Origin of the sequence: Massilia arenae (genome assembly GCF_008014745.1) — a bacterium.
Taxonomy (GTDB): domain Bacteria; phylum Pseudomonadota; class Gammaproteobacteria; order Burkholderiales; family Burkholderiaceae_D; genus Telluria; species Telluria arenae.
On the sequence record NZ_VPFD01000015.1, the window covers coordinates 186,178 to 208,618 of the forward strand.

Consider the following 22,441-nt stretch of genomic DNA (forward strand, 5'->3'; position numbering starts at 1 on the left):
CGTATTCATTTTCGATTTTTCGGCTTCGGCTGTACAGTTTTTTCCGAACCTCGTCACACCCATGCGACATACGTATTTCCACGTAGTTGCATATCAATATGTTTACTGGTACAACCCTAGCTGCGTAAGACAACGCTAGAGCGCAGCGATGCACCGACAAAGGTGCGGGCCGCCGACCCCATACCAAGAACGAGATTGACGAGGACGACAAACATGAAGCTCAAGATGCTGTGCGCTGTCGCGTGCCTGGCTGCCTTCGGCAGCGGCCTGGCCCAAGCCCAGAACTACCCCACCAAGACCATCACCATGATCGTGCCGTTCGCGGCCGGCGGCCCGACCGACACGGTCGCGCGCCTGGTGGCGCAGTCGATGGGCACCACCCTCAAGCAGCAGATCATCATCGAGAACGTCGGCGGCGCCGGCGGCACCATCGGTGCGGCGCGCGCGGCCAAGGCCTCGCCCGACGGCTACACCCTGTTCCTGCACCACATCGGCCAGTCGACCGCCCCTGCCCTGTACCGCAAGCTGCCGTACAACGCGATCGACAGCTTCGAGCCGATCGGCCTGATCACCGACGTGCCGATGACCGTGGTCGCCCGCGGCAACTTCCCGGCCAAGGACATGAAAGAGCTGATCACCTACGTCAAGGCCAACAAGGACAAGGTCACCTACGCCCACGCCGGCCTGGGTTCGGCCTCGCACCTGTGCGGCATGCTGCTGCAGACCGCGATGGGCGTCGAGCTGACCACCGTGCCCTACAAAGGCACCGGCCCGGCGATGAACGACCTGCTGGGCGGCCAGGTGGACTTCATGTGCGACCAGACCACCAACACCACCAGCCAGATCAAGAGCGGCAAGATCAAGGCCTATGGCGTGACCACCAAGACCGTCGTGCCGTCGCTGCCGAACCTGCCGACCCTGGCCTCGGGCGCGCTGCCGGGCTTCGAAGTGGGCGTCTGGCACGGCCTGTACGCGCCGAAAGGCACGCCGAAGCCGGTCGTGGACGCGCTGGCCAACGCCCTGCGCGCCTCGCTGCGCGATCCGAACGTGGTCAAGCGCTTCAACGACCTGGGCACCGAGCCGGTGCCGACCAACCAGGCGACGCCGGAAGCGCTGCGCACCCACCTCAAGCAGCAGATCGACCTGTGGGGTCCGATCATCAAGAAGGCCGGCGCTTTCGCCGACTAAGCATGAGCATGTGATATCACGCACCGTGCCGGTCCCACCGGGACGGTGCGTTTTGCTGTACCTGTCTTACCTGTCTTACCTGCCGCACCGTAGCTGAAACACATTTCGAACCACTGCATCTGTAACACCGCATTTGCACCACAAAAAAAGGGGACCACCACGTGCCAGCATTCATACGCCACCCAAAGGATTTTTGGAGTGGCATCGTCTTTCTCTTATTCGGCCTCTCCGCCATAGTCATCGGCCAGGACTATGAAATGGGCACGGCCGGCCGCATGGGTCCGGCCTACTTCCCGTCCGTGCTCGGCGGCCTGCTGTCGCTGGTCGGTGCTGCGTCGCTGATCCGCTCGTTCTTCCGCGAGGGCGAACCGATCGGCCGCCTGTACTGGCGCGAACTGGCCCTGGTGCTGGTCGCCGTGCTGCTGTTCGGCTTCCTGGTGCGCGACGCCGGCCTGATTCCCGCAACCCTGGTGCTGATCATGATCAGCTCCTACGCCGGCCAGAAATTCAACCTGGCCAAGGCGATCGCACTCGCGATCGGCGCGGCGCTGTTTGCGGTGGGCCTGTTCGTCAAGCTGCTTGGCTTGCCGATGCCCATGTTCGGTCCCTGGTTCGGTGGAGCATAATTAAAAATGGAACTCTTCAGCAATCTCGCACTCGGCCTGGAAACGGCCTTTACGCTCCAGAACCTGTTCTACTGCCTGGTAGGCGTGTTCGTCGGCACCGCCGTCGGCGTGCTGCCGGGCTTGGGCCCGGTCGCCACCATCGCCATGCTACTGCCGGCCACCTTCGGCCTGCCGCCGGAATCGGCCCTCATCATGCTGGCCGGTATCTACTACGGCGCGCAGTATGGCGGCTCCACCACCGCGATCCTGGTCAACCTGCCGGGTGAATCGTCTTCGGTGGTGACAGCCCTTGACGGCTACCAGATGGCGCGCAACGGCCAGGCCGGCAAGGCCCTGGCGACCGCCGCCATCGGCTCGTTCTTTGCCGGCACCATCGCCACCGTGCTGCTGGCCGTGGCGGCGCCGCCGCTGGCCGATATGGCGCTCGAATTCGGCCCGGCCGAGTACTTCTCGCTGATGGTGCTCGGTCTGGTCGCCTCGGTGGTCCTGGCCAGCGGTTCGCTGCTCAAGGCGATCGGCATGGTCCTACTGGGCCTGTTGCTGGGCGTAGTCGGCACCGACGTCAACTCGGGTTCGGCGCGCTACACCTTCGACTTGCCCGAACTGGCCGATGGCATCAACTTCGTGATCGTGGCGATGGGCATGTTCGGTATCGGCGAGATCATCCGCAACCTGGAGCACGACGAAAGCCGCAACCTGGTGATGAAGAAGGTCCAGGGCCTGATGCTCAACAAGGACGATTTCAAGCGTATCTTCTGGCCAGTCATCCGCGGCACCGGCCTCGGCTCGATCCTGGGCATCCTGCCGGGCGGCGGCGCCATGCTGGCCTCGTTCGCCTCGTACTCGCTCGAAAAGAAAGTCTCCAAGAACGCGGCGCAATTCGGCAAGGGCGCAATCGAAGGCGTTGCGGCGCCTGAAGCGGCGAACAATGCGGGCGCCCAGACCTCGTTCATCCCGATGCTGACCCTGGGCATTCCGTCGAACCCGGTGATGGCGCTGATGATCGGCGCGATGATCATCCAGGGCATCCAGCCAGGTCCGGCCGTGATGACCGAGCAGCCTGGCCTGTTCTGGGGCCTGATCGTCTCGATGTGGATCGGTAACCTGTTCCTGGTGGTGCTGAACCTGCCGATGATCGGCATCTGGGTGCGCATGATCATGGTGCCTTACCAGCTGCTGTATCCAGCTATCCTGCTGTTCTGCGCAATCGGTGTGTTCAGCCTCAACAACAGCACCTTCGACGTCTACCTGATGGCGATCTTCGGCCTCCTGGGCTACCTGTGCGCCAAGCTGGAACTGGAGCCTGCGCCGATGCTGCTCGGCTTCATCATCGGACCGATGATGGAAGAGTACCTGCGCCGCGCCCTGCTGCTGTCGCGCGCCGATCCGATGGTGTTCATCGAGCGTCCGATCTCGGGCGTGATGCTGGGCCTGGCCGCGGCGGCGATGATCGTCGTGCTGCTGCCGTCGCTGCGCAAGAAGCGCGAAGAGGCGTTCCAGGAAGACTGATTCGACAGCACGCAAGTGCCACCCAGCGCCGGCCCTCACAGGCCGGCGCTTTTTTTTTGCTCAGTCGGCGCGGCGGCGCATCCAGCCGGCGACGAGGGCCAGCGCCGCGAACGACGCCACCGCGACGTCCGCCGAAACACGCTGCATGACGAAGCCGAACGCCATCGCACCCAGGGTCTGGCCCACCGCGAGCGCGAGAAAGGCCACGGTCACGCCGGTCGCGGGCCGTTCGGGCAGCGCCGAGATGCCCCACACCAGATAGACACCGGTCAGCATCAGGTAAGCGGCGCCGAACACGCCGCCGCCCGTAAACACCAGCCACGGCGGCGCGCCATCCAGGGCGACCGCGGCGACCGCCAGCCCCAAGGCAATGTGAAACACGAGGTGCACTGCGCGCATGCCGAAGCGGGCAATCAAGGATCCGGCCATGGCCCCCACCACGCCCGCACACCCCATCACGGTCCACAGCATGCCTACCTGGCGGCCGCTCCAGTCGAGATTGGCCGCCAGCAGGTCGGCGCCGAAACTCCAGACCACCGTGCTCGCGGCCCCGCTCAAGCCCGCGGCCGCGGCCAGGCGCTTCAGGTCGGGAGTCAGCGGCGGCAGCAAGGGCGCGCGCCCGGCCGGCTGCGCGGCCGCGCCGGCCAGCACCTTCAGCGTGGCCCAGGCCATCAGGATGGCGGCGCCGGCAAAGCCGGCATAAGCCAGCCGCCACTCGGCGCCCGTCAGCGCCGCGACGGGGCCGGACAGGGCAACGCCGGCGCTGGTGCCGGCATTGATGAAGGTATTGGTCGCGTCCTGGCGCGCCGCAGGCACCATCGAGGTCACGGCGGCCGCCAGCGCCGGCGAGGCGAGCCCGGTGCTCGAGCCGGCCAGGATGACGAAGGCGGCCAGCCAGGCGGGCGCGGCGCTGGCGGCGATCCCGATCATGCCGATGGCGCCGGCAGCTCCCGCGGCGACCGCCACGCGGCGCGGGCCGATCCGCTCGGTCAGCCATGCCGCCAGCACGATCGCCAGGCAAAAGCCGAGGAAGGAGCCGGCCGAGATGATCCCGGCCAGCGTGGACGAAAGCGCGAAATCGTCGGCGATCGCCGGCAGGAACAGGCCAAAGGCGAAGCGCGCGAAACCGTAGCAGACCGCGATCAGGCCGAAGCCGGTGGCACCGAGAATGATGGTCCGGTTCATGCCGCGCGCGCCGCTGCAACCAGGTCCAGCGCCGCTCCGCATGCCGCCTCGATCGCGGCCGCCCCCTGCCAGGCACTGGCCGCCACCGCACCCTCGAACAGCAGCACGATGCGCTCGGCCAGCACGTCGTCGGCGCGCCCGAGATCGGCCCCGACGATACGGGCCACATGCCGGCGCAGCCTGGCCTTGTGGGCCAATACCGCCGCGACGATCGCCGGTTCGGCGCCGCCAGTCTCGCCAAGGATGCGCAGGAACAGGCAGCCGCGCGCGCCTTCGCGGCCGATCCAGCCTGCCAGCGCGTCGAACAACGCCCGCACGTCGAGCGCGTCGACCTGCTCGAAAAAGCGCCGGTCGCGCGCAGCGAGCACTTCGCCCACCAAAGCGGCCTTGCTGCCGGCATGCTTGTACAGGGTGCGGCTCGACATCCTGGCCGCGCGGGCCAGGGTGTCCATATTGGTGGCCATGTAGCCGTGCTCGTAGAACAGGCGCTCGGCGATCTCGAGGAGTGCTGGGTGCGTATCCATGGCCCCAGTGTAAAACGATCGTTTTACACCGGGGGCGCACGGTTGGTTAATGGACCTCGTCCTCGCGCGGCGTGCTGGCCGCTGCCGGCGCCTGGCCTCCAGTGTCGTCATACGCCAGGCGCGCCGGCAGCCGCAGGCGCCACACGCAGCCCTTGCCCGGCGCACTGTCCAGGTCGAGCGACGCGCCCAGCTCGGCGGCGCGCTCGCGCATGCCGGGCATGCCCCAATGGCCGGCGCGGCCCGCACGGCCGGCCTCGTCGATGCCGATGCCGTCGTCGCTCACGCCCAGTTCGAACTCGCGCTCGCCGTAGCGCAGCGCTACCGCGATCCGGTTGGCCTCGGCATGCAGGAAGGCGTTGCGCACCGCTTCGCGTCCGATCGCCAGCACCTCGTCCAGCACCGGCGCGCGCAGGCGCCGCGGGGCGCCCTCGCCCTCCAGGGCAAAGGCCACGCCATGCTGGGCCGACAGGCGCCGACCGTGGGCGTCGAGCATGGCGGCCAGGTCCGCGCCTTCCTGCGCGGTGCGCAGTCCGCCGACCTTGTCGCGCCCTTCTTCCAGCACCTCGGTGGCCAGGGCCAGCGCTTCCTGCATCAGCGGCCGGGTTGGCGCATCGTCGGGCGTGCGCATGGCGATGCGGCGGAAATGCATGATCAGGCCCTGCACCGACTGCAGCAAGGTGTCGTGCAGGTCGCGTGCGATCCGTTCGCGCTCGATCACGCGCGCGTCGAACATCCGGCTCAGGCGCCGGATCGCCATGCGCAGGCGCAAGCGGTGCAGGCCATAGGCGGCCAGGATGAAGGCCAGCGCGCAGGCCAGCTTGAAGGCCCAGGTCTGGGCCATGGTCGGTGGGATCTCGATCCGCACCCGCGCGCCTTCCTCGTTCCACACGCCGTCATCGTTGGCGGCCTTGACCCGGAAGGTATAGGCGCCGGGCGCCAGCGGGGTATAGAAGGCCGAGCGGCGGTTGCCGGCGTCCTGCCAGGCGCTGTCCACGCCCTCGAGGATGTACTGGAACCGCACCCGCCGCGGCAACGACAGGCTCAGCGCCGTATAGTCGATGCGTACATTCTCCGGGGCCGCCGGCAGGGTGACCGTAGCACCCAGCGGATAGCTGTCGCGGCCAATCGACACGCCCGTCACGTGCACCGGCGGCACGACCCGGTTGCTGACGCTGCGCAGCGGATTGAAGTTGAACACGCCGCCCGTGGTCGAAATCACCAGATCGCCCAGCGGCGTCTGCACCATCGATGGAATCGGATACATCGGCGCCGGCGCGCCCATCAGGCCATCGTTCTCGTCATATTGCAGGAAGCGCACACGGTAGGCGGGGTCGGCCAGGGCGCGCCGCAAGTCGGCAGCTGCGATGAAGGCCAGGCCGCCGGAACCGTTGACCCACAGGCCGCCGTCGGCAGCCAGTACCAGGCCGGTGCCGCCCTGGAACTGCTCGCCGCCCTCGCCCTGGATGCGGACGGCGCGCTTGCCATCGAAGTAAGCCAGCCCCTCGTCTCCGCCCAGCCACGCGCCCCTGGCATCGGGCAGGATCGCCAGCACCGTGCCGACGTCGATGCCCTGCTCAGCGCCGATCTTGTCGACCTTGCCATCACGCAGGATGGCGAGACCGTTGCCGACCGAGCCGAACCACAGCCGGCGGTCGGGGCCGGCCACGATATTGGCGGTCGGGGCCGGCCACGATATTCGTGGTCGGATACAGCGACAGCGCCTTGATGCCGCCGTTCTGGGTCCAGATCCCGTCTTCATGCGCCACGGACCGCGCGGTCCGAGCGAAATCCACAGGCCGCCGTCCGCATCCTTGGCCATCGCATAGATCGGCTGCTGGACCAGGCGCTCGACTTCGGGCGGCAATGGCACCTGGATGCGCTTGAGGCCATCGAGCCGCCACAGGCGGCTGTGCGTCCCGTACCACACCGTGGCGCCGGGATCGCGGTATATCTGGTGCACGACCGTGTTCACGTTACGCTCAGGCGCGAAGTGTTCGGGAATGGTATTGACGTCGAGGAGAAAGGAGTGATCGATCCACAGCGCGCCATCGGGGCCCGCGGCGAGCGGCCGCGCTTCTCCACCGTAGGCCGGCAAGGCGATCTCGCGCATCCGGCCACGCCGGAACTGATCGAGCCCGCTCTCGGTCACCAGCCAGATATTGCCCTCCCGATCTTCGAACACCAGCCTGGCGTCGCGGCCGCTCAGGCCCTGGCGCGGCGTGAAGCCCTGGGCATGCGGGCGGGCATCCACGTCGAGCGCGATGCGCAGCACGCCGGTCTTGTGCGGAAACCAGAAATTTCCCTGGCGGTCGATGTAGGGATTACGGACGTAGTGCAGGCGCTTGAGCAGGTTTTCGACGTACACCGAGGTGGGTCCCGGCGTCAGGCGCCGCACCCCGGGGCGGTTGGGATCGAAGTTCCACACCACGCCGCCCGGCCCCAGCAGCAGACTGCCCGGCAAATCCTGCGAACCGACCGGCGTAAAGCGCGACTCGCCCCGGCGCATGGCATACAGGAAGCTTGCGCTCTGGCCCCAGACAGTCCCTTCCGGGTCGACCTCGACGTCGAACACCGTCTTGGGAATGTTCATTTCGACTTCGACGCTGCGCCATTTCTCCCCATCGGGTTCGAGCACGTGGAGGCCCCGGCCCGAGGCCAGCCATAGCCGCCCGTCGGCGCCGGCGGCCACACGCGGCACCTGCCCGATCGGCAGGTTGTGCCGTTCGTCGAACACGCGCACCCGGCCGTCCTTGATCAGGTATAGCCCGCCGAACCTCGGCGACACCCACAGGGTGCCGTCCGGGAGCGTGCCGACCTTCTAGATATTCGTCGACAGCTTCACGCCGGCAGGCGGCGTGTAGCGGCTGAAGCTCACACCATCGAAGCGAAACAGGCCGGCGGTGCTGGCGAACCACAGCCAGCCGTCCGGCGTCTGGGCGATGGCGCCGATGTTTGGCGGAACCCCGTCGCGCACCAGCCAGCGCGTATGCAGCAGCGGAATCGTTGGCAGTTCGGCGGGCAGCAACTGGTCCGCCGGCGCCGTGGCGTAGACGGCAGGACCCGGCGTCACCGCAGCCACCAGCGGCGGCGCGCAGCATATCAGCCCGGCGCCAAGGAGGATGGACGCGATACCTTCTTTCATGACAGCCCCTGAGTTTTTGTCGTGATTGGCGTGCCGTGCCGGCCTGGCCCTGCGGTGGGGCCGGACATGATGTGGTCGCGCGCGCTGTGTTTACATTACCTCGTTTCTTGTGGACAAATCAATATTGATGTACGCCAGTCAGTCGAACCGGCGCTGCATCGCCAGCAGCACGGCCCCCACCAGGCCCACCCACATCACGACCCAGAACAGGTCCTGCCCCGCGAGCAGGCCGGCCTGGCGCGCCATCTCGGCGCCGCCATCCAGAAGCGCGGTCGACTTCTCGGCCAGCCGCGACGAGTGCAGCGCCGTGCGCTCCTGCAGCGCGACATTGGTCACGCCGACGCCCAGCGCCAGGCCCACCTGGCCCAGCATGTTCTTCAGTTGCTGGGCATGCGCGAACACCACGTTGTCGGCCTGCAGATCCTTGAACGAGTGGATCGCGGCGGTGGCCATGCCGAGCGTCAGGAAGCCGCCGAACAGGCCAAGCCACAGCATCACCGTGTCCCAGGCGTCGGCGCGCGGATCGAGGGTCGCGAAGCGCCAGCCCAGCGCCGCCAGCATCAGGAAGCCGGTCACGAAGAACCGGGTCGGATGCGGATTGCGCTTGACCAGCTGCAGCATCACCGTGAACACGACGAACGTCGACAGCAGGCCGACGCCCTGCAGCACGCCCGCCTGTTCCAGCCCCATGCCCAGGCCCTTCTGTACCGCCAGCGGCAACAGGGTATTGACCATCCCGAGCACCGCGTAGCAGACCGCGAAGATGATCAGGCCCAGGCGGTAGCGCGCGCTGGCCAGGATGTTCAGGTGCAGGAACGGTTCGCGGCGGCGCGCCTTGAGCAGGCCGAAGGCCAGCAGCAAGCCAAGGCCCAGCGCCAGGTGGCCCAGCAGCGCGGCGCGTTCGCCGCCATGCCAGTCATAAGTCAGGTGCTGCAGGGCGTACAGCGTGATCGCGGCGCCGCCGCCGAGCAGGATCGCATCCGGCACGTAGAGGCGCGTCGGGGTGCCGTCCAGCGTGTCCGCGCCCACCGGCAGCCAGCGCGCCGCGATGCCGGCGCCGATCGCGGCCAGCGCCGCCAGCAGCAGGAACATGCCGCCCCAGGCCTCGTGCCCGACGAACTTCGCCGCGGCCAGGGGGCCGAGCGCCAGGCCGAGCGACAGCGCGCTCCCGAATGCCGCGATGCCCTGCAGGCGCTGGGGCGACGGCGGTATCAGATTCACCATCATGCGCGAGGCCGTCATGAACACGCCGCCGCCCATGGCCATCAACAGCCGGCCGCCGGCGAAGGCGGCCACGCTGCCGCTGCCCGCGCAGAGCCAGGCGCCGAGCATGTAGAACACCACGCCGCCGAGCAGGTAGTTGCGCCAGCCGAGGCGCTGCACCAGCACCGTCAGCTGAGAGATCGACAGCACCGCCACCGCCGCGTACAGGGCCGAGACGGTTGCGTATTCCTCGGGCGAGGCGCCGATGTGGCCCATGATGGCCGGGGCCGCGAACACCGTCATGCCCGTCGAGAGGAACTCGATGAAATTGAAGACGAAGATCCCGGCCAGCAAGGCCGGACGCGGAATGCTTACACTAGTGGGGGCGTTCATCGCCGGCCCTTTCCATCAACGCGACGCCACCGCGCCCGGATGGCCGAGCGCGCGCCGGATCGCCTCCTCGGCGCCATGCGACTCGGTCTCGAACACGACGGTCTTGTACTGCTGGCGCACGGCGCCGGCCTGCATCAGGCTCGGGCCCTGCTTGCCAGTGGTGTCGATTGCCACCTTCATCGACAGGCCCAGGCGCAGCGGGTGGCGCGCCAGGTCGGCCGGATCGAGCGCGATGCGTACCGGCACCCGCTGCACCACCTTGATCCAGTTACCGGTCGCGTTCTGCGCCGGGACCGCCGCGAAGGCGCTGCCGGTGCCGGCTTCCTGGCCGACCACGCGGCCATGGAAGACGACGTCCTTGCCGTACACATCGGAGGTGACCGCAACCGGCTGGCCGATGCGCACGTCCTTGAGCTGGGTTTCTTTCAGGTTGGCGGTGACCCACATCTGGTCCAGCGGCACGATCGCCATCAGGGGCGTGCCCTGCGCCACGCGCTGGCCGATCTGGACGTTGCGGCGGGCGACGATGCCGCCCACCGGCGCGGCCAGCGTGGTGCGCGCCAGGCCCAGCGAGGCGTCGCGCAGCTGGGCGATCGCGGCCAGTACGTCGGGATGGCTTTCGACCGTGGTGCCGTCGACCATGGCCAGGGCCGAGCCGACCTGCTGGCGCGCGGCCGTCAAGGCGGCGCGCGCAGCGGCCACGGCGTCTTGAGCGTGGCGAATATCCTCGCCCGAGACCGCGCCGGTGTCGGCCAGCTTGCGCCGGCGTTCCAGGTCGCTGGTGGCCTTGCCGAGATCCGCCTCGCGCTGGGCAACCGTCGCGCGCAACTGCTCGACGCCCGCGAACTGCGCCCGCACCTGGCGCGCCGATTTGGACAGCGCTGCCTCGGCGCGGTCCTGGGCCAGGCGCGCGTCGACTTCGTTCAGTTGCACCAGCACCTCGCCGGGCCGCACGAAATCGGTGTTGTCGGCCGCGATGCGGGTCACGGTGCCGCCGACTTGCGGCGTCACCTGCACCAGGTTGCCCTCGACATAGGCGTCTTCGGTGTGCTGGCTGTTCCAGCCGATGCCGAGCACCTCGGGCGAGGACCAGGCGATGCCGGCGGCGGCGGCCAGCACGGAGACGGTCAGGCCGATCGCGATCTTGCGGCGGCCCTGGGGAGCGTTGTTGGTATTCTTGGGGTCCATGGCGTTCTCTCGATTGATCAATGTACGGCCAGAGCCTGGTAGCCGCCACCCAGTGCGCGCACCAGGTTCACGTCCAGCTCGTAGGCGCGGGCGTCCAGGTCGGCCTGGGCGCGGCGCTGGGCCACCACCTGGGTCTCTGCGATCAGCACCTGCACGAAGTTGCCCAGGCCCGCGCGATAACGCTGCTCGGCCAGGTCGTAGGCCTGCTCGGCCGCGCCCAATGCCAGGTCCTGCTCGCGCACCCGTTCGCCCAGCCAGCGCAGCGACGTCAGTTGCGCCGTCACGTCACGCAGCGCCTCGACCACGGCGGCGTTGTAGGTCTCGACCGCAACGTCGAATTCGGCATTGCGCGCCGCGAGATTGCTGCGCAGCCGGCCGCCGTCGAGCAGCGGCAGGGTCACCAGCGGGCCGGCGGCGAAGCTGCGGCTGCCGCCCTGCAGCAGGCGGTCGAAGCCCAGGCTTGCCAGGCCGCCGGACACGCTCAGGTTCACGGTTGGATAGAACTGCGCTTTGGCGACGTCGATCTCTCCGCTGGCCGCTTCGACCTGCCAGCGCAGGGCGACCAGTTCCGGCCGACGGCCCAGCAGCGCGGCCGGAATATCGACCGGCGCCGCCGCCGGACGGTCCAGGCGCAGTTGCGGACGGGCGATCGATATGGCCGCGTCCTGGCCCTGCCCGCCCAGGGCAGCGATCTGGCCGCGGGTCAGCGCGATGGCCTCGTCCAGCGCCGCGATCTGGCCGCGCGCGGACGGCACGCCGATCTCGGCCTGCTTGAGCTCCGCCTTGCTGTCGAGCTGGGCGGAGACCCGCTGCTGCACCAGCTCGAGGATGCGGCTTCTCTGGCGCAGCTCGCGCTCGGCCAGGTCGCGCTGGGCGTACAGGTGGTCCAGACGCAGATAGGCCTGCACCACGGCCGTCGATACGGCAAGGCGCGCGGCCTGGGCTTCGGCCCGGCGCGCATTGACGCGGCCGGCGGCGGCGGTCACGCCCGCTGCGTTCTTGCCCCAGAAATCGAGTTCATAATTCAGGTTGACGCTGGCGTCGTTGACCCACTGCCAGCTGCCGGCCAATGGCTTGGGCACGCTGCCGTTTTCGCTGTAGCGCTGGCGCGCGGAACGGACCGAGGCATTGGCCTGCGGCCCCAGGCTCGCTGCGGCCAGACCCTCGAGGGCCGCCGCCTGGCGCACCCGCGCGAGCGCGCCGGCAATCGTCGGGCTGGCATCGCGTGCATTCGCCACCAGCTGGTCGAGCTGGGAATCGCCATAGGCGCGCCACCAATCCTGGGCTGGCCAGTCGGCGGTCTCAGTCGCCAACGACCCAATAGCGCGCGATGAATTCGTAGTCGCGTCCTGATTCAGGCCGGCCAATTGCGGCTGCGCACCCATCGACACGCAACCACTGAGAACGAGCATCGCAGAAACAAGCGCCAGGCGGGTCGATAACCGGCATGGCGTGGGAAGAGATGGAAGCATGGTGTGCCTCGGCAAAGAATACTGAATAGCCGAAGCATAGTTGCTCTGAGTTATTTAGGCCATGCCGTAAGCGGCATGGGGATTATGCAGATTCTGCATAACCGTCCTCCGCGCCTAGCGTATTGGTGAGTGTCGTGAGCACGAACTCGCGCAGCCAGCGGTTGGCCGGGTCGCGATGGCTGCGCTCGTGCCAGTACAGCGCCAGCTGCAGCGGCGGCAGCTCGACCGGCATGGGCGCCAGCACCAGGCCAAGGTCGCGCGCCAGCGGCCGCGCCAGGCGCAGCGGGATGGTGGCGATGGCGTCGGTATGCAGCGCGATGTGGGCGGCCGAGGTGAAACTCGGCACGTGGCACAGGATGCGCGTGGGTTCCAGCAGCGTCTCGAGCTTGCGGGTCACGGCCACGTTGTGGTGGCTCGTATGCTCCATCTCGATCAGCACGTGGCGGTGGGTCAGCCAGGCGTCGCGATCGAGTTGATCGGCCCAGGGATGGCCGCGCCGCATCAGGCAGGCGTATTCGTCGTCCCACAGCTTGCGCTGGCGGATGTTGTTGAGCAGGTGCGGAAAGCGGCCGATGGCCAGGTCGATGTGGCCGCGTTCGAGCTGGGCTTCGAGCGAGCCCGGATCGATGTGCACACTGCGCAGCTGCAGGCCGGCGGCGCCGTTTTCCAGCTTCGCCAGCCCATCGAGCAGTTGCGGCAGGATGTTCACCACCGCGCCGTCGACCATGTACAGGCCGAAGGAACGGGTGGCGGTGAGCGGATCGAATGCGGCCGGGCCGCCTTCGAGCTGGCGCGCCGCGTCCAGCACCGCCGCCACCGGACCGGCCAGCTCGAGCGCGCGCGCGGTGGGCTGCATGCGCTGGCCCGAACGCACCAACAGCGGGTCGCCGAAATGGCGCCGCAGCTTGGCCAGCGCGCGGCTGACGGTGGGCTGGGTCATGCCGAGCAGTTCGGCGGTGCGGGTGAGGCTGCCCTCGCGCAGGAGGCTGTCGAGGATCAGTAATTGGGAAAGGTCGGGGATCACGGCCGCATCATATCATTGCGGCAACTAGCACGTGATCCCCTGGAGGCCGGCTCAGCCGCCCAGCACCTTGCGCAGCGTGCGCGACAGGTCTTCGGCCGAGAACTTGGCGACATAGGCGTCGGCGCGCACGTTCTTGACGTGTTCCTCGTTGGTGCTGCCCGACAGCGACGAGTGGATCACGACCGGCAGGTTGCCGAAGCGGTTGCTCGACTTGATGTTGCGGGTAAGCGTGAAGCCGTCCATCTCGGGCATCTCGAGGTCGGTCAGCACCATGGCCACGCGGTCGTACACGGTGCGGCCTTCGGCTTCGGCCGCGGCGGCGATCGTGCCCAACTGGTCCCAGGCTTCCTTGCCGCTCTTGGTCATGATGTAGGGCAGGCCCATCGCGTCCAGGCCCTGCTCGATCAGCGCGCGCGCCACCACCGAGTCGTCGGCCGCCAGGATCACGGAACCCGGCTTGATCGAGATCTTGGCGCCCACTGCCTGTTCCATGTTCTCGCGCTCCTGGGTCGGGTTCAGGTTGCGGAGGATCGTCTCGACGTCCAGTACCTGGGCCAGGCGTGCCGGCTGGCCGTCCTGCTCGGGCAGGCGCGCGATGCTGGTCACCATGCCGCTGCCGGCACTGTGCTCGGCGGTCATCACCTGGCTCCAGTCCAGGCGCACGATTTCTTCGACGCTCTCGACGGCGAAAGCCTGGGTGGTGCGCGCGAACTCGGTCACCAGCATGATGTTCAGGCCGGTCTTGGGCTTGACGCCGGTGATGCCCGGCAGGTCGAGCACCTGGATGATCTGGCCACGCAGGTTGACCACGCCCAGCACGTGGCGCGGCGCGCCGGCCACCGCCGTGATTTCGGGCATGGCCACGATCTCGCGGATCTTGAAGACGTTGATGCCGAACAGCTCGTTATGGTTGCCCTGCTCGTCACCGCCCAGGCGGAACAACAGCAATTCGAATTTATTGGTGCCGGTCAGGTTGCTGCGTTCGTCGACTTCTTGTTGTACCGATTTCATGTTCCATCCTGGATTAATAGTGCTGTACGGAAACCGTTGCGGAAGTCATTGTAGTCGTGCGGCTCTTTCTTGGGTCAATACGACGCACGAGCCTTGCTGATTTTGCCGGAACCAGTGCAAAAAAACCACGGATTGTCACACGAGGCCAGTTAAGTAATATACGCCGATGACAACAAATACCGCCGCCGTCTTGATCATGGTGACGGCGAAGATGTCGCGGTAGGCTTCGCGGTGGGTCAGCCCGGTGACGGCCAGCAAGGTGATCACGGCGCCGTTGTGCGGCAGCGTGTCCATGCCGCCGCTGGCCATCGCCACGACCCTATGCATCACCTCCAGCGGGATCCCCGCGCTATCGGCGCCGCGGATGAAGACATCGGACATCGCCGCCAGTGCGATGCTCATGCCGCCCGAGGCCGAGCCGGTGATGCCGGCCAGCGAGCTGACCGAGACCGCCGCGTTCACCAGCGGATTCGGGATGCTGCGCAGCGCATCGCTCACCACCAGGAAGCCCGGCAACGCCGCGATCACGCCGCCAAAGCCGTATTCCGAGGCCGTATTCATCGCCGCCAGCAGCGCGCCGCCCACCGCCGCCTTGCTGCCGTCGGCAAAGCGCTTGGCCACCCGTCCGAATGCGGTCGCGATCACGAACAGGATCCCCAGCAGCAGTGCCGCCTGCACCGCCCAGATCGCGGTCACGGTCTTGATCGTCGTCGTTACCGGCGTCGAGATGCCCGGCAGGATCTCAGGCGGCACCGTGTGGCTGTCGCCGCCGTACCAGATCGGAATCATGCGGGTGAAGACGAAGTTGGCCACGCCCACCAGCAACAGCGGCGCCACCGCCAGCAGCGGATGCGGCAAGCCGCCGGCGCCCGTGTCCACCCGTTCCGGTTCGTTCACCAGCGAGGTGCCGTAGCCCTCCCCTTTGGCGGCGGCGGTGCGGCGGCGCCATTCCAGGTAAGTCAGCCCGACCGCCAGGATGAACAGCGCGCCCACGGTGCCCAGCACCGGCGCCGCCCACGAGGTAGTCTGGAAGAAGGTGGTCGGGATGATGTTCTGGATCTGCGGGGTGCCGGGCAAGGCATCCATCGTGAACGAAAAAGCGCCCAGCGCGATCGCCCCCGGCAGCAGGCGCTTGGGAATGTCGCTCTGGCGATAGAGTTCGGCCGCGAATGGATACACCGCGAAGACGACCACGAACAGCGACACGCCGCCATAGGTGAGCAAGGCGCATACGGCGACGATGACGGCATTGGCGCGCGCCGCGCCGATGTAGCGGATCGCGGCCGCCACGATGGACTCGGAAAAGCCGGATAGTTCGATCACCTTGCCGAACACCGCGCCGAGCATGAACACCGGGAAGTACAGCTTGACGAAACCGACCATCTTTTCCATGAAGATGCCGGAAAAGACCGGGGCGACCTGCGCCGGGTCGGTGAGCAGCACGGCGCCGAGAGCGGCGACCGGCGCAAACAGGATGACGCTGTAGCCGCGGTAGGCGGCGAACATCAGGAAGGTCAGTGCGGCCAGGACGATCAGGAAGGACAAGTCGACTCCATGTGATGGCGTGTAAAGACGTCATCATTATAGAAAAGGAGCGCGGCCTTGGGCCAGCATTTGCGCCGATGCGGCGCATGCTTATGCAGGCAGCATCGGCAAGCCACGTCGTTCCCGCGCAGGCGGGAACCCAAGTTTGCACGCATATCGACAGCGCAAGCAAACTTGGGTCCCCGCCTGCGCGGGGAGTCGTTACTGCCAGTGGCAGTAACGACGGCGCCTACTAGGCAACGTTGTCCTCGACCCGCGGCGTCGTCGAGCCACTGGCCAGCGTGATGCGGGTGCGCTTGGCCAGCGGCGCGCTCGGCGCGGCGCCATTGGCGTCCAGCGGCTTGACCTTGGTGAACACCACGCTGAAGGATGCCGGGGTCACGGTCGCCACCGCATAGCCCTGGGCATCGTGATCGGCATAGGCGAAGGCCGGATTGTTCGCGCGCAGCACCTGGTCGAAGCCCTGCGGCGTGGCCACCAGCGGCGCCAGCGGCGTGCTGCCGGCGCCGGCCCGCAGGTACTGGTAGAACGACGAGCTGCTGATGCCTGCACTGACGAAGTCCACCGCCACCGGACGGCCGCTACGCGGGTCGTTGCTGTCGTAGATCACGCCGCACTGGAAGGCGTGCAGGTCGCCCGTGATCGCCACCACGTTCTTCACGTCGTTGCTGGCCAGGTGGCCCAGCATCTCGGCGCGGTAGGACGGGAACCCGTCCCAGCCGTCGGCGTTCACGATATACAGGTTGTTGTACGGCGCCGGCGCCAGGGTGCGCATGTCGAGCCACATGCGGTTGAGGGTCACTTCATTACCCCACACTTTCCAGGTCGCCGTCGAGCCCTTCATGGTGTCCTTCCACCACTGGGTCTGCGTCGGTCCGAGCAAGCCCGGATTGCGGCCCAGCGCCGCCTTGGCGCCTGCCTCGAACTGCGCCAACAGCGGCTGCGGCACGAAGTAGCGCGAGCCGATCGAATCGTCGCCGTTCACCGGGTCGCCTTGCAGCATGCTGGCGTAGGCCGCTTCATTGACCACGTGGTCGTCGCGGTACAGCCGCTGGTCGGTCATCACCAGGTGCATCAGGGTGCCGAAGCGGAAGTCGCGGTAAATGCGGATATTGTCGTAGCCGGCCTTGTTCAGGTCGAACGAGACGTCGCCCCAGTCGATCGGCATGTACTCGGCCCAGGCCTGGGTGGCGTTGCGGCGGCGCGAGGTCTGCTGCTGGTTGGCGTTGTCGTAGGTCTGGTGGTCTTGCCAGCAATCGTCCGAGAATTCATGGTCGTCCCAGATCACGATCATCGGGCACTTGGCGTGCAGCGCCTGCAGGCGCGCGTCGCCGCGATAGGTGCGGTACAGGGTGCGGTAGTCGGCCAGGGTGTTGGCGTAAATCCCGCCGCCTTCGATCCTCACGCCATCGGGCAGGTTGATGCGCGCATGGGCCGGCTCGGCGCGGCCGGACTGGAAGTCGGCGCCGACCGTCTCGTAGACGTAGTCGCCCAGGTGGACGATGAAATCGAGCTCCTCGGCCGCCAGCATGCCCATCGCGGCCCAGTGATTGACGCTCCAGTCCTGGCAGGTCATCCAGGCGAAGCGCATCTGCGCTGGGGTGCTGGCGGCGCTTGGTGCGGTTTTGGCCTGGCCCACCGGGCTCAGGTCGGCGCCGGCGCGGAAGCGGTAGTAATAGCGGGTGGCCGGGGCCAGGCCGGTGAGCTTGGCACGGACCGTGTGGTCGTAGGTCGGCACCGCCCTCAGCTCCACCACGCCGGTGACCTGGGTGAATGCCGCATCCGTCGCCACCTCGAGCTGAAGCTCGACTTCTTCGCTGCCGCTCTTTGGCGCGCAGCGGGTCCAGAATACGATGCTGCCCTCCTTCGGATCGCCGCTGGCGACGCCCAGCGGGAAGCTGAAGCTGCCCTGCGGCGGTGTGTCGTCCGAGCCGCCGCAAGCGGCCAGCAGGCCGCCGGCGCTGGCGACGGTGAAATATGCGCTACTGCGTAAGAAGCTCCGACGATCCACTTGCCACCTCCCTGTTGAAAATGTGTCGGCAGTCTAGCGAGCCGATATTTCCGAGGCATGACAGGGCGAAGCGCGGCCTAGAACAGGGTTTGCTGCGGGCTGGTGAGATTGGCGAAGCTGTCGCCCAGGAAGGGCAGGATGGCGTCGGCCACCGGTTCGAGCTGGCGCGTGAGGTAGTGTTCGTAGTCGATGGCCCCGTGGCGGGCTTCCATCGGCTCGGGGCCGTTCAAGGTCATCACGTAGCGGATCCAGCCGCCCTTGCGGTACAGCGCGGTGCGGCCATGGCGCAGGTGGTGCTCGTCGGCCATGCGCGCCGCGCGCACGTGCGGCGGGACGTTGCGCTGGTACTCCTCCAGTGGCCGGCGCAGGCGCTTGCGGTAGACGAGGTCGTCGTCGCATTCGCCGCGCAACATGCGCGCAACCAGCTCGCGCACATAGTCTTCATAGGGCTGGCCCTTGAAGATGCGCTCATAGAGGCCCTGCTGGAAGGTCTGCGCGAGCGGCGTCCAGTCGGTGCGCACCGTCTCCAGGCCTTTATAGACCATCTCCTCGCCGCCGTCCCTGGTTGCCGCCAGGCCGGCGTAGCGCTTCTTGCTCCCTTCGTCGGAACCACGCACGGTCGGCATCAGGAAGCGGCGAAAGTGCACGTCGTACTCCAGTTCGAGCGCGCTCTCGATGCCCAGTTCGGCCTGCAGATGCGTGCGCCACCAGCCGTTGACGTGGTCGACCAGGGCCTGCCCGATGCGGCGCGCATCGTCTTCGGCATGTTCGCGCCCCAGCCAGACGAAGGTCGAATCGGTGTCGCCGTAGATCACCTGGTAGCCCTGCTCCTCGATCAGTTCGCGCGTGCGGTGCATGATGTCATGGCCGCGCATCGTGATCGACGAGGCCAGGCGCGGGTCGAAGAAGCGGCAGCCGGTGGTGCCGAGCACGCCGTAGAAGGCATTCATGATGATCTTCAGCGCCTGCGACAGCGGCGCATTGCTGTCCTTCTTTGCGGCTTCGCGGCCGGCCCAGACCTGGGTCACGATGCCGGGCAGGCAGTGCCTGGTGCGCGAAAAGCGTCCGCCGCGATAGCCCGGCACCGTGGCTTCCTCGGGCTCGCGCAAGCCCTCGACCAGGCCGAGCGGATCGATCAGGAAGGTTCGGATGATCGACGGATACAGGCTTTTGTAGTCCAGCACCAGCACCGAGTCGTAGAGGCCCGAACGCGAATCCATCACGAAGCCGCCGGGACTGTCGGCGCCGGCGACGTCGCCGATATTGGGTGATACCCGGCCCTGGCGGTGCAGCAGCGGCATGTACAGGTGCTCGAACGCCGCCACCGAACCGCCGCTGCGATCGGCCGCCAGCCCGGTCACGCTGGCGCGCTCCAGCAGGAAGGCCATCAGCTTCGTTTTATCGAAGATGCGCGTGACCAGCTCGCAATCCTTGAGGTTATACCAGGCCAGCGCCGGCTTGTCCTCGGCGAACATGCGATCGATCTCGGCCATGCGGTCGTGCGGGTTGTCGATCGCCTTGCCTTCGCCCAGCAGGGAGCGCGACACGTTCTCGAGACTGAAGGACGGGAAGCTCCAGGTGGCCGAATGCAGGGCGTCGATGCCGTCGATGACCAGGCGGCCGGCGATGCAGATGAAGTAGTGTTCCTGCTTGCCGCCATGCTCGCGCCACTCGATCGCGCTGCCGTCGCGGCCCAGGCGCAGCGGGCGATTGAAACGGTCGGCGTGCTTTTGCAGCACCCGCATGTCGAACTGGATCAGGTTCCAGCCGATGATGGCGTCGGGGTCGTGGCGGATGAACCACTCCTCCAGCCGGTCGAGCAGTGCGAGGCGGGTGTCGCAGTATTCGAGTTCAAAATCCCGTTCACCATCCTCTCCATTGGGTGGCCCGAGCATATAGACCTGGCGCTGGCCGCATCCTTCGAGCCCGATCGAGCGCAGCTCGCCCTGGAAGGTGGTCTCGATGTCGAGCGAGACCGTGCGGATCGCCGGCCGGTAGCCGGGTGCCGGCTTCAGGACAGCATCGACCAGCAACAGCGGATCGCCGTCGACCGGCGTGCCGCCAAAACTCACCGGCGCCGTGATGAAGCGCTCCATCAGGTAGCGTTCGGGCGGACGCACGTCACCCTCGAATACGTCGAGACCGTGCTGGCGCAGCTGCTTTTCGATGCGCATCAGCTGGCGGTATTTGCGGCAATACAGGCCGGCGACCGGCCGGTGGCGAAAATCGAGCAGATCCAGCGGCCGCAACTCCCATCCGCGCTCATCGACCAGCAACTGCTCGACGGTGGCGCGTTGCTCTTCCGGGATGAAAGCCACCGGCTTTTGTACCGGCAGGCGCAGGCGGCGCGGTCCGGCATCGGTGGCGAGCCAGAACTCGACCTCGCAGCCGGCGGCGGTGTCGCGCCAGTGGCGCGTCAGGAGAAAGCCGGTCTCCATCAGCGGTAGCGCTGCAGCTCGGCCTCGGTGAAGCCGGCCTGGCGCCGGCCTTCGATATTGAACGGTCCCTTGAGGACGGGCGCCTTGTAGCGCACGGTCAGTTCGTCGTAGGTGGCAATCGGCTCCAGACCGCGTTCCTCGCACAGGCTGAAGTACCAGCGGTTGCCGATCTCGACGTGCCCTACTTCGTCCACCAGCAGCCGGTCGAGGATCAGGGCCGCGGCCAGGTCGCCGGCCTGGGCGATCTTCTTGCGCAGCGGCGGAATCGCATCGAGCCCGCGCGCCTCCAGGGTGCGCGGCACCAGCGCCATGCGCGCCATGACGTCATCACTCGTCTTGGCCACCATCTCCCACAGGCTGTCGTGGCCGGGGAAGTCACCGTAGGCATAGCCGAGCGTGGCCAGGTGGGCGCTCAGCATCGTGAAGTGCAGCGCTTCTTCGTCGGCCACGCGCAGCCAGTCGAGGTAATACTGTTCCGGCATGCCATGGAAACGCCACAGCGCATCCAAAGCCAGGTTGATGGCGTTGAATTCGATGTGTGCGAGGGCGTGGACCAGCATGGCCCGGCCCTCGGGCGTGCCCATCGAGCGGCGACCGACCTGCAGCGGAGGCACCAGTTCGGGACGGACCGGCCGGCCGGGGATGCCGGCGGACGCGACGAGCGCGATGCCGGTGTCGATGCGCACGTCCCCGGCCTGGCAGGCGGCAGTCAATGCGGCGACCGCGTGGGCCTTGGTTGCGGGATCGGTTTCGAGCAGCGCGTGCAGCGCGGCGGCGCGGAGTTCCATCGTGTGATCTGTTCTGGCGAAAGACGGCATTTTACTCAATATTGTCCCATCCTCACTGTGCTTGCCGCGCGAGGTGGGCGGCCAGCACGGGTTTCGGCGCGACGACATGTCCATCTTTCTCACCGAGCAAGGATTCACTCCATTTTTGATTCTCGCCAATTCAAATCGCAGGTCACATGAAATACTGGTCGCCAGTCAATCTCTCCGACACTCAGCATGCCCATCTCCCTAATTAATCAGCTCACTCGTTTGAACAGCGAGGAGCGTGTCTATCTGTTGATGTACCCTGAGAATGCCAACGTGATCAAGACCGCCGTCAAGTAGGCAGTCGACGAGACCCAACGACGATTTGGTGGAAATAATTGGAACGACGCAGGCGATGCGTTTCGCCACTGCTTCTGGTCTGCAATACTATCCAGAGACTTGGGATACATGCATGCGCTCCGATATACCACGGCGCATGAAACCTTCCCTGAAAATCCTGCTAAAGAAAAAGCAATGGACATGCATAACAACGCCATCGGCTTAAAAATTGGACGCGCAGGTGGTTCGGACCAGATACTCAGCGATCGGTGCGCTGCCGCCATGCGTTCCGGTGAACTCAAGGTCGCTCCATGATGAGATCGACGATGCGCTTATGCTGTCCAATCCTGTTGGCAATACTCACGCTTTCCGGATGCTGGTTGAATTCGGTTGAAGATCAAGCTAGAAAGCTTGGCCAACGAAAGTTTACTCCAGCAGCTTGGGGCTCTGCATCGCAGGTGGAGCGGGCAGAAATGACAGCTTCCTTTCTGGATCAGTACGACACAAAGAACTTCACTCGAAAAGACATCGAAGCCTTACTTGGTACTCAAACTGGATACTACGACTACGATTCGAACATTGTCTATGTCGTCGGGCCAGACACCGTGAAGAATATGTATGGCAAGGGCTATTTGCTAATTTTCGAGGCAAATAAGAACAACGGCAAGATAGACAAAGTTTTCTTCGATCCGGAGGTCCAATGATGCAGTTGACAGCTTTCACATTTGCCTGAGCAGATGCACATACATCTTGCTGCCCCGCGGATTTTCCGGTCGGCCGACCAGGTTCAAGGTCACCTGGCCCAGGTCATCGCCCTCGCTCAGCACACACGCCGAATTTACCACCATGCTGCGGTCGACCTGCCGGAACACCTCCGGTCGAACTGCTGCA

General features: G+C 66.5%; 17 protein-coding genes and 1 pseudogene. 5 read left to right on the forward strand and 13 right to left on the reverse strand.

Annotated elements, in window-relative coordinates; all coding sequences use genetic code 11:
* The first annotated feature begins 213 nt into the window (after nucleotides 1-213).
* The 3 genes from FVD38_RS14750 (at nucleotide 214) to FVD38_RS14760 (ending at nucleotide 3,323) form a co-directional block, all read left to right on the forward strand.
* A complete protein-coding gene (locus tag FVD38_RS14750) occupies nucleotides 214-1,188 on the forward strand; it encodes a tripartite tricarboxylate transporter substrate binding protein BugD (RefSeq protein WP_147935505.1) in 975 nt (324 codons plus the stop codon).
* A gap of 161 nt (nucleotides 1,189-1,349) precedes the next feature.
* Nucleotides 1,350-1,814 (forward strand): tripartite tricarboxylate transporter TctB family protein, encoded by a 465-nt coding sequence (locus tag FVD38_RS14755; RefSeq protein WP_123071110.1) that lies wholly within the window; start codon nucleotides 1,350-1,352, stop codon nucleotides 1,812-1,814.
* A gap of 6 nt (nucleotides 1,815-1,820) precedes the next feature.
* Entirely contained in the window at nucleotides 1,821-3,323 is a 1,503-nt protein-coding gene (locus FVD38_RS14760) for a tripartite tricarboxylate transporter permease (RefSeq protein ID WP_147935506.1), read from the forward strand.
* Between the two features lie 60 nt (nucleotides 3,324-3,383).
* On the opposite strand, the gene FVD38_RS14765 is transcribed toward FVD38_RS14760, so the two are convergent.
* The 13 genes from FVD38_RS14765 to FVD38_RS14825 form a co-directional block, all read right to left on the reverse strand.
* The gene (locus tag FVD38_RS14765) at nucleotides 3,384-4,508 is read right to left on the reverse strand and encodes an MFS transporter (RefSeq protein ID WP_147935507.1); all 1,125 of its coding nucleotides are present in this window, start codon (nucleotides 4,506-4,508) and stop codon (nucleotides 3,384-3,386) included.
* On the reverse strand, nucleotides 4,505-5,032 hold the full coding sequence (locus tag FVD38_RS14770) for a TetR/AcrR family transcriptional regulator (protein WP_147935508.1): 528 nt from the start codon (nucleotides 5,030-5,032) through the stop codon (nucleotides 4,505-4,507). The genes FVD38_RS14765 and FVD38_RS14770 overlap by 4 nt, the downstream gene beginning before the upstream one ends.
* Nucleotides 5,033-5,078: 46 nt before the next feature.
* Nucleotides 5,079-7,817 (reverse strand): sensor histidine kinase, encoded by a 2,739-nt coding sequence (locus FVD38_RS14775; protein ID WP_147935509.1) that lies wholly within the window; start codon nucleotides 7,815-7,817, stop codon nucleotides 5,079-5,081.
* Between the two features lie 33 nt (nucleotides 7,818-7,850).
* Nucleotides 7,851-8,174 carry a hypothetical protein gene (locus FVD38_RS14780; protein WP_147935510.1) on the reverse strand — a complete coding sequence of 108 codons (324 nt, stop codon included), beginning with the start codon at nucleotides 8,172-8,174 and terminating at the stop codon, nucleotides 7,851-7,853.
* A gap of 138 nt (nucleotides 8,175-8,312) precedes the next feature.
* Nucleotides 8,313-9,770 (reverse strand): MFS transporter, encoded by a 1,458-nt coding sequence (locus FVD38_RS14785; protein WP_147935511.1) that lies wholly within the window; start codon nucleotides 9,768-9,770, stop codon nucleotides 8,313-8,315.
* Nucleotides 9,771-9,785: 15 nt separating this feature from the next.
* On the reverse strand, nucleotides 9,786-10,958 hold the full coding sequence (locus FVD38_RS14790) for an HlyD family secretion protein (RefSeq protein ID WP_147935512.1): 1,173 nt from the start codon (nucleotides 10,956-10,958) through the stop codon (nucleotides 9,786-9,788).
* Nucleotides 10,959-10,975: 17 nt separating this feature from the next.
* The gene (locus tag FVD38_RS14795) at nucleotides 10,976-12,430 is read right to left on the reverse strand and encodes an efflux transporter outer membrane subunit (protein WP_147935513.1); all 1,455 of its coding nucleotides are present in this window, start codon (nucleotides 12,428-12,430) and stop codon (nucleotides 10,976-10,978) included.
* 82 nt (nucleotides 12,431-12,512) lie between these two features.
* Entirely contained in the window at nucleotides 12,513-13,454 is a 942-nt protein-coding gene (locus FVD38_RS14800) for a LysR family transcriptional regulator (RefSeq protein ID WP_147935514.1), read from the reverse strand.
* 51 nt (nucleotides 13,455-13,505) lie between these two features.
* Nucleotides 13,506-14,465 (reverse strand): chemotaxis protein, encoded by a 960-nt coding sequence (locus FVD38_RS14805; protein ID WP_147935515.1) that lies wholly within the window; start codon nucleotides 14,463-14,465, stop codon nucleotides 13,506-13,508.
* A 135-nt stretch (nucleotides 14,466-14,600) separates the two neighbouring features.
* Entirely contained in the window at nucleotides 14,601-16,010 is a 1,410-nt protein-coding gene (locus FVD38_RS14810; RefSeq protein ID WP_147935516.1) for a GntP family permease, read from the reverse strand.
* Nucleotides 16,011-16,242: 232 nt separating this feature from the next.
* Nucleotides 16,243-18,021 carry an alkaline phosphatase D family protein gene (locus FVD38_RS14815; RefSeq protein WP_147935517.1) on the reverse strand — a complete coding sequence of 593 codons (1,779 nt, stop codon included), beginning with the start codon at nucleotides 18,019-18,021 and terminating at the stop codon, nucleotides 16,243-16,245.
* Nucleotides 18,022-18,098: 77 nt separating this feature from the next.
* Nucleotides 18,099-20,459 (reverse strand): DNA polymerase II, encoded by a 2,361-nt coding sequence (locus FVD38_RS14820; protein ID WP_147935518.1) that lies wholly within the window; start codon nucleotides 20,457-20,459, stop codon nucleotides 18,099-18,101.
* A complete protein-coding gene (locus FVD38_RS14825; RefSeq protein WP_147935519.1) occupies nucleotides 20,459-21,247 on the reverse strand; it encodes a ferritin-like domain-containing protein in 789 nt (262 codons plus the stop codon). Before FVD38_RS14825 ends, FVD38_RS14820 begins: the two co-directional genes overlap by 1 nt.
* A 336-nt stretch (nucleotides 21,248-21,583) precedes the next feature.
* On the opposite strand from FVD38_RS14825, the pseudogene FVD38_RS26655 reads away from it, so the two are divergent.
* Together FVD38_RS26655 and FVD38_RS14835 are read left to right on the forward strand one after the other, a co-directional pair.
* Nucleotides 21,584-21,865: pseudogene (locus tag FVD38_RS26655) on the forward strand (DUF6973 domain-containing protein); the annotation flags it as partial.
* Entirely contained in the window at nucleotides 21,862-22,254 is a 393-nt protein-coding gene (locus tag FVD38_RS14835; protein ID WP_147935520.1) for a hypothetical protein, read from the forward strand. The pseudogene FVD38_RS26655 and the gene FVD38_RS14835, both read left to right, overlap by 4 nt.
* The last annotated feature ends 187 nt before the right edge of the window (nucleotides 22,255-22,441 follow it).